Raw genomic sequence first — 12,773 nt, forward strand, 5'->3', positions numbered from 1 at the left:
CCCGGAGGCGGGCAGAACGCCCGACACGCCAGTCTACCGGTAGTTCGCAACCGACAGGAGTACAGCGCATGAGCCGACGGCGAACGTGGATCGAGGTCACGATCGTCCTCATGCTGTCGCTCGGCGGCAGCGCGCTGTACTCGATCCTGCAGATCATCGACGACCTGTCGCAGACGACCCCGCTCGGGCAGCAGTCCACCGCGCTCAACACGTCGACCACCACGGTGCAGTACGTCGACCTCGCGCGGCAGCTCGTCGGCATCGCGGTCGACCTCGCCCCGGTCGCGCTCGTCTGCTACCTCCTCTGGAGCACGACCCGCCCGCACCTGGGCCGGCTCGGCATCGACCGGTTCCGGGTGCGACCGGACCTCGGGGGCGCCGCTCTGATCGCCCTGTGCATCGGCATCCCGGGCCTCGCGCTGTACTTCGCGGGCCGCGCACTCGGCGTCACCGTGAACGTGGACCCCGCGGCGCTCGACTCGTACTGGTGGACGGTGCCGGTGCTGCTGCTCTCGGCGATCCGGTCGGGCCTGCAGGAGGAGGTCATCGTCGTCGGGTACCTGTACGACCGGCTCGGCGGCCTCGGGTGGGGACGGTGGCAGGTCATCCTGTCCACCGCGGTCCTGCGCGGGAGCTACCACCTGTACCAGGGCTTCGGGGCGTTCATCGGGAACGCCGTCATGGGCGTCGTCTTCGGCTGGATCTACACGAAGTGGGGCCGCCTGCTCCCGCTCGTCATCACGCACTGCCTGCTCGACGCGGTGGTCTTCGTCGGCTACCCCTGGGTGGCGCACGCCTTCCCGCAGCTGTTCCGGTGATGCCGCCCACGGCATCCGCACAGCAGACCCACAGCGTGCCGCGGTGCCCCCGCCGAGCCCCGGCCCTACCGTGAGCACATGAGCATCCCCGAGGTCGGCGAACCGGCCCCGACCTTCACCCTGGCCGGCACCGTCGTGCGCTCCGGGACGCGCACCGACGACGTGTACGACCTGTCCGCCGAGATCGGCCGGACCGTCGTGCTCGCGTTCTACCCCGGTGACGCCACCCCGGTGTGCACCGCTCAACTGTGCAGCTACCAGGAGGAGCTCGACGGGTTCGCCGACCTCGGGGCCGTCGTGTGGGGCGTCAGTCCGCAGGCGCTGGACTCGCACGAGTCGTTCGCGCGGGGATCGTCCCTCACGTTCCCGCTGCTGAGCGACCCGTCCGGCGCCGTCGTGCGGACCTACGGGGTGCGTGCCCCCGGCATCGGCGTCCGGCGGTCGGTGTTCGTGATCGGGCCGGACGGCATCGTCCGGTGGCGACACGTCGGGCTGGTCGGACTCCGCTTCCCGAAGGCCGAGGTCATCCGCGAACAGATCGAGCTCCTCGTCGCCTGATCCTGAGCGGATCGGGTCGGGGTCGGCGTGTCGGTCTCCGGAACCTCCCAGCCTCGGGTATTGACACCCGAACAGGGGGCCGGGACCATTGGTGGGACGAGAGGTCCACCAGGACTTGCCTCCCCGGAGAATCGGGTCGTCCGGAGATACGCGCCGGTGTGTCACACCCGCTCCCCGGACGTCTCCGGGGAGGCACTCTCGTCACACTCGCTCCTTATCACGCCCTCTTCCGCCGCCACAGCGCGCACCGACGGGAGGCACCCGTCACACTCTCCTACGCTGTGTGCGTGACCGTCATCGTCGTGCCCGGGATGCGCGTCCTCGCCGTGGTGCTCTGGATCGTGTCCGTCGCCCTCGTCCCCCTCGCCGTGCTCGGCGACGGCTCCGCCTGGCTCGCCCCCGTCCCGAGCGTCTTCATCGCGTTCCTCGCCTGGGCCGTCCTCTGGCGGCCGCGCATCGAGCTCACCGCCGACGCGCTCCGCATCGTCGACGTCCGCCGCACCAGCACCTATGCCTGGCGCCGCGTCACCGAGGTCCGCACGAAGTACGGCCTCGAGGTCGTCACCAGCGAGGGCGTCCGCCGCACCTGGATCGCGACGCGACCCACGGCCCGCCTCGGTACGCTGGGGTCCGGCCCCCAGCAGCCGGGAGGCACGGTGCGGCTCACCGTCGACGCCGCGGCAGACGCGGTGCGCGCGCACATCCCTGCTGCGGCCGCCCAGGACGGCCCGCCCCCGGCGACCGTGACCGCCGCACCGATCGTGCACCGCCCGCACGGGTGGACGGTGGTGGCGCTCGTCGTGCTCGGCTTCGCCGCGACGATGGCGGCCGCGCAGCTCTGACGCACCCCGCGTCCGAGGCAGGCCGCGCAGCTCTGAAGGGCCCCGCACCTGAGGCGGGCCGCCCCGCCGGGCGCGAGCCGCGCCTCCAGGCCGGTCACCAGCGGCGTCCGCACGGACGACGACACCCCCGACGCCGAAGCGCCGGGGGTGTCGTGTGCGGTGCGTGTCCGCGGACTACTTCTTGTAGCCCACGTCCTGCCACTTCACCGAGGACTGCTGGAACTGCGCCGGACCGTAGTTCACGAGGTCCTTGCGGACGCCCCACGCGTAGGGCTCCGGGAACAGCGGGATCGTCCCGGCGAGGGACACGATGACCTTGTCGATCTTGTTCGCGTCCTTGATGCGGGCGCTCGGGTCGAGCTCACCGTTCGCGGTGTCCCACATCTTGCCCAGGGAGTCGTCGGTGATGCCCATGTAGTTCTGGCCCGAGTCCGCCGGGTAGTAGATCGACTTGGTGGACGACACCGGGAACGGCGTGCCCTGCCAGGCGAAGTACGTGGCGTCGAAGTCACGCGTCGTCGTGGTGATGTACTTCGTGAAGAAGTCGTCGGTCGGCACGGTGTCGATCGTCACCTTGAAGCCGGCGAGCTTCGCCTGCTGCTGCACGAGTTGCGCGATGTTCGCCGAGTTCTGGTTGCCCGACGGGATCACGAAGCGGACGTCGAGCTCCTTGCCGCCCTTGGTCGCGTAGCCGTCGGAACCGATGGTGTAGCCGGCGTCCTCGAGCTTCTTCTTCGCCTTGTCGACGCTGTAGCCGTACACGCTCGAGGCGTGGTCGACGTAGCCCTTCTGACCCGGCAGGTAGATGAGGTTGTTGAGCACCGTGACCGGGCTCTTCACCGGCGACAGGATCGCCTGGGCGAGGACCTCGCGGTTCAGCGACTGCGCGAAGGCCTGACGGACCGCCTTGTCCTTGAAGACGTCCGAGGTGCCGTTCAGCGTGATCTGGCGCTGCGTCGTGCCGAGCGAGCGCTCGATCTTCGAGTCGGAGCGCGAGTTCGCCGTCTTGAAGTTGTCCGCGGAACCGTTCAGGTTGAACGCGTCGAACTCCTTGTTGGCGTACGCCTGCGCGACACCGTCACGCGACACCGTCTTGAAGACGATCGTGTCGAGCTTCGGCGTGTCGCCCCACCACTTCGAGTTCTTCTCGAAGGTCAGGACGCCACCGTTGGCGTCGAACGACTTCACGATGTACGGGCCGCCGGACACGTAGGTCTTGCCGTCCGCCGCGTACGGGCCCTTGGCCCAGGCCTTGTTGAAGTGGTCGGGGGTGTCGACCGCCCAGTAGGGGTAGATGGTCCCGAGGACGCTCGGCCAGTCGGCGTTGGTCTTCGAGAACGTCATGATGACGTCGCGCTCGTCCGAGCCCTGCTTGACCGAGTCGATGTCCTCCCACACGTTCGTGGCGAGCGGGGCGAAGGCCTTGTTGGTGCCGTTGAGGGCCTTCCAGTTGGCCTCGACGTCCTTCTCGGTGATCGGGGTGCCGTCGGACCAGGTGGCCTTCGGGTTGATCTTGATCTCGACGGTCTGCGGGGAGTCCTTCGTCAGCTTCACCGACGTGGCGAAGTCCTTGTTGACCTCCCAGTCGCCGTTCTCCTTGAACTGGATGAAGCCGGGCAGGTAGACGCCGGAGATGGTGGCGTCGTCGACGGTGCCGGAGTCGAGGTTGTTGACCTGGAAGTTCGCAGGAGCCGAGTCGATGGGCAGCGTGAGCGACCCGCCGTCCTTGATCTCGCTGCGGTCGGCCGTGGTCCAGCCCGTCGACTGCAGTGACGACGTGGCGACTGCCGAGCTGCTTCCTCCGGCGGTCCCGCCGCCCGAGCAGCCCGCGAGCACGAGTGCCGCGGCGGCTGCTGTGGCGAGCACGGCCGTCGTCTTGATCCTCATTCGCATGGCGAGGATTCCCTTTCGTTCAGGTTCGCGCCGAAGCGCAGACGCGCGCCAACCCGCGGGCCGACACGCCTGTTGGAGAAGAACCCTAGTCACATCGGCAGACGGAACAAGAGTGGTCACGTCGGATCGAAACATGCTCGTAACGTCCGCGCCCTAGCGTCGTGGGTGATCACCCACCGCTGCTCGGAACCGGCTAACCTGTCGCCACCGAACAACGCCGTCCGGACGGACGGCCGCACCCCTGAGGTCCCTGTACATGCTTGCTTTCCTCGCGAAGCGGATCGTCAACTACGTGATCCTGACGATCGTCGCGACGACCCTCGGCTACCTGCTCGCCAGTTCCACGCTCAACCCCGCGGCACGGTTCCTCGGCCGCAACCCCGCGGTCCCGCAGGGCACGATCGACGCGTCGCTGCAGAAGCTCGGCGCCGACCCGAACGTGCCGCTCCTGGTCCGCACGTGGAACTGGTGGGCGAACCTCGTCACGCACGGCTCGCTCGGCCTGAGCTCGCGCGGCACCGAGGTCACCGCCGACATCGTCGCCCGCTCCGGCACCAGCCTCCGCCTGCTCGTGATCGGCACCCTGCTCGGGGCGTTCCTCGGCGTGATGCTCGGCGTCTGGAACGCCGTCCGCCAGTACAAGGCCTCCGACCAGGTGTCGACGTACCTGTCCTTCGCGGTCCTGGCCACGCCGCCGTTCGTCATCGCCGTCGTGCTGATGATCCTGGCGACGACGCTGAACAACTCGGTCGGCACGCAGGTGATCAGCTTCACCGGTGAGTACACACCGGGGGTGACCGGGTTCTTCCCCGTCCTCGGCGACCGGTTGGTGCACCTGTTGTTGCCGACGATCTCCCTGACGCTCGGCGCGGTCGCCTCGTACTCCCGGTACCAGCGCTCGGCGATGCTCGACGTGCTGTCGAACGACTTCATCCGCACGGCCCGGTCGAAGGGCCGGACGCGCGGATCGGCCATCCTCCGGCACGGCGTCCGGGTCGCACTGATCCCGATGTCGACCTTCTTCGCCTACTCCTTCGGCCTCATCCTCACGGGCGCGAGCATCACCGAATTGGTCTTCTCGTGGCACGGCATGGGTGAGTACTTCGTCCAGAGCATCAGCAACAACGACATCAACGCGGCAGCGGGCACGATCCTCTTCACGGCGATCCTCGTGCTCATCGCAGGCACCCTCGCGGACCTGCTCTACGCCGCGCTCGACCCGCGAGTGAGGGTGTGACCCGTGTCCGTACTCGACCCCACGACCACGACGACCGCCGGCGACCCGCTGGACGGCAACGCCGGCAAGCCCGCACACCCCGTCGGCACCAAGTCGAACCGCACCCCGCTCTGGCGCAAGGTGTTCGGAACCTGGCGCGCCCGCATCGGCGGCGGCGCCCTGCTCCTCATCATCCTGTGGGCGTTCGTCGGCCCGCACCTCTACTACTGGAACGCCGTCGACTCCGACGGCACCGCGTTCGGCATGCCGCCGAGCGCCGCGCACTGGTTCGGGACGAACGACATCGGCCAGGACATCTACGCGCAGACGCTCGTCGGCCTGCAGAAGTCGCTGCTCATCGGCCTCATCGCGGGTCCGGCGGCGACGCTCATCGCGGGGATCGTCGGATCGATCGCGGGCTACTTCGGCGGGTTCGTCGACCGTGCCCTGGTGTGGGGCATCGACCTGCTGCTCGTCATCCCGTCGTTCTACGCCCTCGTGCTCCTCAGCCCGGTGTTCAAGAACCTCAGCTGGGTCGCGATCATCATCGGCCTGGCGATCTTCGGCTGGATGATCATGGCGCGCGTGATCCGCGGCCAGACGATGTCGTTGCGCGAGCGCGACTACGTCAAGGCCGCACGGTTCATGGGCGTGCCCTCGTTCACGATCATCCGGCGGCACATCCTGCCGAACGTCGCCTCGCTGCTCATCATCGACGCCACGCTCGGCGTCGGCGCGATGATCCTGTCCGAGAGCGCCCTGAGCTTCTTCGGCTTCGGCATCCAGGTGCCCGACGTGTCGCTCGGCACGCTGCTCGCCGCCGGCAGCCAGTCCGCGGTCACGCGCCCGTGGCTGTTCGTCCTGCCGGCCGCGACGCTCGTCGCCACCGTCCTCTCCACCAGCCTGCTCGGCGACGCCCTCCGCGACGCCATCGACCCCACCTCTGGAGCCAACCGTGACTGAGCCGCTGCTCACCGTCTCCGACCTCTCCGTCACGTTCAACCCGTCGACCAAGCCCGTCTACGCCGTCCGCGGGGTGGACTACACGGTGAACCAGGGCGAGTTCCTCGGCATCGTCGGCGAGTCCGGGTCGGGCAAGTCGGTGTCGTCGATGGCCGTCATGGGGCTGCTGCCGTCGTCGGCCAAGGTCGAGGGCAGCATCAGGTTCGACGGCCGCGAGCTCCTCGGACTGAACGACCGCGAGATGTCGACGCTCCGCGGCGGTGACATCGCCATGGTGTTCCAGGACCCGCTGTCGGCGCTGACGCCCGTGTACACGATCGGGCAGCAGATCGTGGAGGGGCTCCGCCTGCACGACCGAGCGCTCACCCCGCACGCGGCGCGCACCCGGGCCGAGGAACTCCTGCGCGCGGTCGGCATCCCGAACCCGGCGCGCCGACTCGACGCCTTCCCGCACGAGTTCTCCGGCGGCATGCGACAGCGCGCGATGATCGCCATCGCCATCGCGAACGACCCGAAACTCATCATCGCCGACGAGCCGACCACGGCGCTCGACGTCACCATCCAGGCGCAGATCCTCGACGTCCTGCAGACCGCGAAGGACATGACCGGCGCCGCGGTCGTCCTGATCACGCACGACCTCGGGGTCGTCGCGGGCAACGCGGACCGGGTCGCGGTGATGTACGCCGGACGGATCGTCGAGACCGCCCCGGTCGAACCGCTCTTCCGTGAGCCGGTGATGCCGTACACGATCGGCCTGCTCCGCTCGATGCCGAACATGACGTCGTCGCGGTCCGAGCGGCTCGTCCCGCTCGAGGGCCGTCCGCCGCTCCTCACGCAGCGGCCCACCGGGTGCCCGTTCGCCGACCGGTGCCCCGCCGTGCTCGAGGCCTGCCGCGAGGGCGAGCCCGCCCTCATCGCCCCGAGCGTGCCGAACAGCGCCGACAACCCCGTGCTGACCGGTGTGACGCCGACCATCACCAACGGCGCCTTCGACGACGAGCACACGGCGGCCTGCATCCGCCGTGACGAGATCGCCGCGGGGACGCTCGCCCGCTCCGAGATCTTCCCGCGACCGGACGACGTCCCGGAGGCGTCGATCGACCACGGCGACGACGTCGTGCTGCAGCTCGACGACGTCGTGAAGACGTTCCCGCTCACCAAGGGTGCCGTGTTCCGCCGCCGCATCGGCGAGGTGCACGCGGTCGACGGCATCTCGCTCACGCTGAAGCGCGGGCAGGTGCTCGGCCTGGTCGGCGAGTCCGGCTGCGGCAAGACGACGACCATCATGGAGATCCTCGAGCTCGCCGGAGCACAGCAGGGCACCATCAAGGTCAACGGTGTCGACACCTCGACGCTGTCGAAGAGCGACCGCCGTGCCCTCCGGAGCGACATCCAGGTGGTCTTCCAGGACCCGATGGCGTCGATCGACCCGCGCCTGGACATCGGTTCCGTGATCGGTGAGCCGCTCACGGTGCACGGCGTGCCGAAGGACGAGATCCGCCGACGGGTGCGGGACGCCCTCGAGCTCGTCGGTCTCGAGCCGAGCTACATCGACCGGTACCCGCACGAGTTCTCCGGCGGCCAGCGGCAGCGCATCGGCATCGCCCGGGCGCTCATCGTCGAGCCGAAGATCCTCGTCCTCGACGAACCGGTCTCCGCCCTCGACGTGTCCGTGCAGGCCGGTGTGATCAACCTGCTCGAGGACCTCAAGCACCGGCTCGGGCTGTCCTACCTGTTCGTCGCGCACGACCTCTCCGTCGTGCGGCACATCGCCGACGACGTCGCGGTCATGTACCTCGGACGGATCGTCGAGTACGGCGAGGGCGACAAGGTCTTCGACGACCCGCAGCACCCGTACACGCGTGCACTGCTGTCGGCCGTCCCGGTGCCGGACCCGTCCGCCGAGGCAGCACGTGGACGCATCCTGCTCGACGGCGACCTGCCCTCCCCCACCGAGAAGATCGAGGGCTGCCGCTTCCGGACCCGCTGCCCGCTCTACCAGCTCCTCGACGAGGGCCGGCAGCAGCAGTGCCGCTCGGTGGACCCGCGGCTGCAGGACGTGCACGGTCGCGGGGTGGCGTGCGTCCAGACGGACCAGAACGACCTGCTCACGGAGCGGGCCGCGGCCGTCGCGTAGACGGTCCGACCGACGGACGGGAGGCGCGGTGCCAGCTGGCACCGCGCCTCCCGTCCGTCCATGGGTCCGTCGCGGACGCGACGTCAGACGAGCAGGGCGACCACGCAGAGGACGACGACGACCACTCCGGCGATCACCGCCGGGGTGTCCCAGCCGCGGACGACGGGCCCGTGCTCGGCCGGGTCGCGACGCTCCGCCCAGCGGTCGCGCAGGACGACGAACTCGTCCGGCTGCCGCAGGACGCGCGGTTCACCGCGCCGTGCCGGCTTCGGACGGGGCAGCGCGGGACCACCCCAGCAGGTCAGCCGCCGCCCGCCCTCGAGGTCGAGGACGACCTGGTACCGCATGCGGACGTCCTCGACGGCGCCCCACGGCACCGTGGTGCGGCGCAACGGGTTGACGACGGTGACCGTGTCGCGGTCGAGTCGGATGTGCGGGCGGTAGGTGAGCACCCAGAGCACCCAGACCAGCGCGGCGAGCGGCCCCACGGCGCGCAGGACGACGTCCCAGCTCCCGCGGACCGCCGCGTCGCCGAGCATGAACAGGGCCAGGAGCGCGAGGAGGCCGGACGCCACCGTTCCCCCGCGGCCAGCGCGGAGGACGACGGGACGTCCGGCCTCGTTCGTGTCCAGGGGGATCAGCGTCCGAACTCGAACCCGGCGCCGGGGATGGCGGCGAGCAGGTCCTGCGTGTACTGCTCCCGCGGGTTGGCGAAGACCTCGTCGGTGGTCGCCTTCTCGACGATCTGTCCCTTGCGCATCACGCACACGTTGTCCGCGACGAGGCGGACCACGGCGAGGTCGTGCGTGATGAACAGGTAGGTGAGCCCCAGTTCGGACTGCAGCTCGGTGAGCAGGTCGAGGATCTGGCCCTGGACGAGCACGTCGAGGGCGGAGACCGCCTCGTCGAGCACGATCACCTCGGGCTTGAGCGCCAGCGCACGCGCCACGGCGATGCGCTGTCGCTGGCCGCCGGACAGCTCGTTCGGGTAGCGGTTCACCATCGACTTCGGCAGCGCGACCTGGTCGAGGAGCTCCAGCACGCGGGCACGCCGCGAGGCCTTGTCGCCGACCTTGTGCGTGTGCAGCGGCTCGGCGATCGTGTTCCCGACGTTGTACATCGGGTCGAGCGACCCGTACGGGTCCTGGAACACCGGCTGCACCCGCCGACGGAAGTCGAGCAGCGCCTTGCCCTTCAGCCCGCCGACGTCGATCCCGTCGAACGTGACCGACCCGCTCGTGATCGACTCGAGCTGCAGCACGAGCTTCGCCACGGTCGACTTGCCCGACCCCGACTCCCCCACGAGGGCGGTGGTGGTGCCCCTCGGGATCGAGAACGAGACGTCGTCGACGGCCTTGAGCTCGCGCGTCGCGAGGTTCTTGCCCCGGAGCTTGTAGACCTTCTCGAGGTTCTTCACCACGATGACGTCGTCGGCCGGCGCCTGCTCCCGTGCGTGCGCCCGGGTGATCAGGTCCGTGTCGTCGCTGCCGACGTCGGCGATGTCGACCCGGGTGTGCTGCACCTTCGACTGGATGCGACGGCTGGCGAGCGACGGGGCCGCCGCCACGAGCCGCTGCGTGTACGGGTGCTGCGGGTCCGCCAGGATCTCCTTCGACGGTCCCGCCTCGACGACCTGGCCCTTGTACATCACCACGAGCTTCTCGGCGCGCTCGGCGGCGAGCCCGAGGTCGTGGGTGATGAACAGGACGCTCGTGCCGTAGTCGCGCGTGAGCGTCTCGAGGTGGTCGAGGATCACGCGCTGCACCGTCACGTCGAGTGCACTGGTCGGCTCGTCCGCGATGAGCAGCTTCGGACGGCTCGACAGGCCGATGCCGATGAGCACCCGCTGGCGCATGCCGCCGGAGAACTCGTGCGGGAACTGCTTGAGTCGGGTCGACGCGTCGCCGAGCCCGGCCTCCTGCAGCACCTCGATCGCACGGGCGCGGATCGCGTGCTTGCCGGTCGCGATGCCGTTCGCCTTGATGGCCTCCTCGACCTGGAAGCCGATCGACCACAGCGGGTTGAGGTTCGACATCGGGTCCTGCGGGACGTAGCCGATCTCCTTCCCGCGGATCTCCGACATCTCCTTGTCGCTCAGCCCGACGAGCTCGCGCCCGTTGAACTTGATCGAGCCGCCCGTGACCTCGCCGGCTCCGGGGAGCAGCTTGATGATCGACTGGGCGCTCGTGGACTTGCCCGATCCGGACTCACCGACGATGGCGAGCCGCTCACCCTGCTCGAGGGTGAAGCTCGCGTTGCGGACGGCCTGGACGAACCCGCTCTGGGTCTTGAACCCGACCGCGAGGTCCGTGATCTCGAGCAGGGGCGCACCGGTGCCGCCCGTGCGGTTGGCGTTCGGCTGGGTCAGTGTCTCGCTCATCGGCGGGCCCTCGCCTTCGGGTCGAGTGCGTCACGGACCACGTCACCGAGGAGGAGGAACGAGAGCACGGTGATGGACAGCGCCGCGGACGGCCAGAAGATCGTCGACGGGGCGACACGGATGGACGCCTGGGCGTTGCCGATGTCCTGCCCCCAGCTGAGCGCCGAGTCGGGCAGGCCGATGCCGAGGAACGACAGCGTCGCCTCGGCGACGATGAACGTGCCGAGCGACACGGTCGCCACCACGATGACCGGTGCGAGCGAGTTCGGCACCACGTGGCGCACGAGCGTCTGGAACCGGCTGACACCGAGCGCGGCCGAGGCGGTCACGTAGTCGGACTGCTTCGCACTGAGCACGGCACCGCGCATGATGCGGGCGATCTGCGGCCACGCGAACGCCGAGAGGACGAGCGCGACGGTCAGGGCGTTCCGCGCCGGGAGGACCGACATCAGGACGATCGCGCCGAGGACGGTCGGGATCGTGAAGAAGACGTCGCCGATGCGCGAGACGATCGTGTCGAGCCAGCCGCCGAAGAACCCGGCGAGGGCACCGACGACGATGCCGACCACGGAGACGAGGACCGTCGCGACGACGCCGACGATGAGCGAGTTGCGCGTGCCCCAGATCGTCCGGGAGTACACGTCGTAGCCCTGGCGGTTGAACCCGAGGATGTGTCCCGGCTCCGGTCCCTCGTTGCTCTTGTTGAGGTCGGCGGCGCGCGGGTCGACGTGCGTGAACAGCCCGGGGAAGAGCGCCACCAGGATGATCAGCACGATGAGGATCGACGAGACCCAGAACATCGGGCGGACCTTCATGGCGTCCCACGCGTCGGTCCAGGTCGAACGGGTCTTCTCGTCCTCGTTGACCTGGTCGACCGCCTGGAGCGGGGTCTCCTCGATCGGGGCGACGTAGTGCGTCGCCGAGCGCGGTTCGGTGTTACTTGGCATAGCGGATCCTCGGGTCCAGGACGGCGTAGAGCAGGTCGACCAGGAGGTTGGCGAGCATGAAGATGATGACCATCACGGCGACGAAGGAGACCACGGTCGGCCCCTCGCCGAGCTTGACGGCCTGGAAGACCGTGCCGCCGACGCCGTGGATGTTGAAGATGCCCTCGGTCACGATCGCACCGACCATGAGGTTGCCGATGTCGACACCCAGGTACGTCACCACGGGGATGAGCGAGTTGCGGAAGATGTGCACGCCGACGACACGACGCCGCGGCAGCCCCTTGGCGGTCGCGGTCCGCACGAAGTCGGCGGAGACGTTCTCGGCGACGCTGGCGCGCGTCAGTCGGACGATGTAGGCGAACGACACCGTCGCGAGCACGATCGCGGGCAGGACGAGTTCGTCCCACGGCGCCTGTCCCGACACCGTGACCCGGAACAGTCCGAGGTTGATGCCGAGGACGTACTGCAGCAGGAAGCCGACGACGAAGGTCGGCACCGAGATGAGCAGCAGGCTCACGACGAGGGCGGTCGCGTCGAAGAGCTTGCCCTTGCGCAGACCCGCGATGACACCGACGACGATGCCGGCGACCGACTCGAACAGCAGCGACAGGATCGCGAGGCGCGCCGTGATCGGGAACGCCTGCGCGAGCTGCGAGCTGACCGGCAGGCCCGAGTAGGTCGTGCCGAGGTCGCCGCGGAACACGCCGCCGACCCAGAGCAGGTACTGGACGATGAACGGCTTGTCGAGGTTGTACTGCTGGCGCAGCTGTTCGATCACCTGCGGCGACGGCTGCCGGTCGCCGAAGAGGGCGGCGATCGGGTCGCCCGGCAGGGAGAACACCATGAAGTAGATGAGGAACGTTGCCCCGAAGAAGACGGGGATGAGTTGCAGGAGGCGCTTGCCGAGGTACCAGGCCATCAGATTCCGGCCTGCTTCCTGACGCGCGTGTCGTTCTGGTTCATGTCGTGTGTGGTTGGACGGTCCGCGGGTCGACACGGGAGTCCGGTGCGGGCGGCGG

The 12,773-nt window shown here is 69.1% G+C and carries 11 protein-coding genes; 6 read left to right on the forward strand and 5 right to left on the reverse strand.

The window, feature by feature from the left end:
* Positions 1-68 precede the first annotated feature (68 nt).
* The 3 genes from Csp2054_RS00330 to Csp2054_RS00340 all read left to right on the forward strand — a co-directional run bounded on the left by Csp2054_RS00330 (position 69) and on the right by Csp2054_RS00340 (position 2,218).
* Positions 69-818: a CPBP family intramembrane glutamic endopeptidase gene (locus Csp2054_RS00330; protein WP_096897277.1), complete on the forward strand. Its 750-nt coding sequence runs from the start codon at positions 69-71 to the stop codon at positions 816-818.
* Positions 819-896: 78 nt separating this feature from the next.
* Positions 897-1,376, forward strand: a complete 480-nt coding sequence (locus Csp2054_RS00335; protein ID WP_096897279.1) for a peroxiredoxin — start codon at positions 897-899, stop codon at positions 1,374-1,376.
* 287 nt (positions 1,377-1,663) lie between these two features.
* Positions 1,664-2,218 carry a PH domain-containing protein gene (locus tag Csp2054_RS00340; RefSeq protein ID WP_141399054.1) on the forward strand — a complete coding sequence of 185 codons (555 nt, stop codon included), beginning with the start codon at positions 1,664-1,666 and terminating at the stop codon, positions 2,216-2,218.
* A 174-nt stretch (positions 2,219-2,392) separates the two neighbouring features.
* Here the strand turns inward: Csp2054_RS00340 and Csp2054_RS00345 are convergent, their stop codons facing one another.
* Positions 2,393-4,111, reverse strand: a complete 1,719-nt coding sequence (locus tag Csp2054_RS00345) for an ABC transporter family substrate-binding protein (protein WP_176491479.1) — start codon at positions 4,109-4,111, stop codon at positions 2,393-2,395.
* A gap of 256 nt (positions 4,112-4,367) precedes the next feature.
* Between Csp2054_RS00345 and Csp2054_RS00350 the strand changes: the two genes are divergently transcribed.
* From Csp2054_RS00350 to Csp2054_RS00360, 3 genes are read left to right on the forward strand one after another with little or no spacing between them, the layout of a single operon-like run.
* On the forward strand, positions 4,368-5,348 hold the full coding sequence (locus Csp2054_RS00350; protein ID WP_096897285.1) for an ABC transporter permease: 981 nt from the start codon (positions 4,368-4,370) through the stop codon (positions 5,346-5,348).
* 3 nt (positions 5,349-5,351) lie between these two features.
* Positions 5,352-6,290 (forward strand): ABC transporter permease, encoded by a 939-nt coding sequence (locus Csp2054_RS00355; protein WP_096897287.1) that lies wholly within the window; start codon positions 5,352-5,354, stop codon positions 6,288-6,290.
* Complete coding sequence (locus Csp2054_RS00360; protein WP_096897289.1) at positions 6,283-8,427, forward strand: dipeptide ABC transporter ATP-binding protein; 2,145 nt, start codon at positions 6,283-6,285, stop codon at positions 8,425-8,427. Before Csp2054_RS00355 ends, Csp2054_RS00360 begins: the two co-directional genes overlap by 8 nt.
* Positions 8,428-8,510: 83 nt before the next feature.
* Here Csp2054_RS00360 and Csp2054_RS00365 read toward each other — a convergent pair whose 3' ends face one another.
* From Csp2054_RS00365 to Csp2054_RS00380, 4 genes are all read right to left on the reverse strand, one after another.
* Positions 8,511-9,002 (reverse strand): PH domain-containing protein, encoded by a 492-nt coding sequence (locus Csp2054_RS00365; protein ID WP_096897291.1) that lies wholly within the window; start codon positions 9,000-9,002, stop codon positions 8,511-8,513.
* Positions 9,003-9,064: 62 nt separating this feature from the next.
* Complete coding sequence (locus tag Csp2054_RS00370) at positions 9,065-10,807, reverse strand: dipeptide ABC transporter ATP-binding protein (protein ID WP_096897293.1); 1,743 nt, start codon at positions 10,805-10,807, stop codon at positions 9,065-9,067.
* Positions 10,804-11,754 carry an ABC transporter permease gene (locus Csp2054_RS00375; RefSeq protein WP_096897295.1) on the reverse strand — a complete coding sequence of 317 codons (951 nt, stop codon included), beginning with the start codon at positions 11,752-11,754 and terminating at the stop codon, positions 10,804-10,806. Before Csp2054_RS00375 ends, Csp2054_RS00370 begins: the two co-directional genes overlap by 4 nt.
* Complete coding sequence (locus tag Csp2054_RS00380; protein WP_096897297.1) at positions 11,744-12,673, reverse strand: ABC transporter permease; 930 nt, start codon at positions 12,671-12,673, stop codon at positions 11,744-11,746. The genes Csp2054_RS00375 and Csp2054_RS00380 overlap by 11 nt, the downstream gene beginning before the upstream one ends.
* Between the last annotated feature and the right edge of the window lie 100 nt (positions 12,674-12,773).

It is taken from the genome of Curtobacterium sp. 'Ferrero' (genome assembly GCF_002412165.1).
In the GTDB taxonomy this organism is placed as follows: Bacteria; Actinomycetota; Actinomycetes; order Actinomycetales; family Microbacteriaceae; genus Curtobacterium.

Coding starts and splice junctions, on each gene's coding strand:
- Csp2054_RS00330 (WP_096897277.1), top strand. CDS start 69: ATGAGCCGACGGCGAACGTGGATCGAGGTCACGATCGTCCTCATGCTG.
- Csp2054_RS00335 (WP_096897279.1), top strand. CDS start 897: ATGAGCATCCCCGAGGTCGGCGAACCGGCCCCGACCTTCACCCTGGCC.
- Csp2054_RS00345 (WP_176491479.1), bottom strand. CDS start 4,111: ATGCGAATGAGGATCAAGACGACGGCCGTGCTCGCCACAGCAGCCGCC.
- Csp2054_RS00350 (WP_096897285.1), top strand. CDS start 4,368: ATGCTTGCTTTCCTCGCGAAGCGGATCGTCAACTACGTGATCCTGACG.
- Csp2054_RS00370 (WP_096897293.1), bottom strand. CDS start 10,807: ATGAGCGAGACACTGACCCAGCCGAACGCCAACCGCACGGGCGGCACC.
- Csp2054_RS00375 (WP_096897295.1), bottom strand. CDS start 11,754: ATGCCAAGTAACACCGAACCGCGCTCGGCGACGCACTACGTCGCCCCG.
- Csp2054_RS00380 (WP_096897297.1), bottom strand. CDS start 12,673: ATGGCCTGGTACCTCGGCAAGCGCCTCCTGCAACTCATCCCCGTCTTC.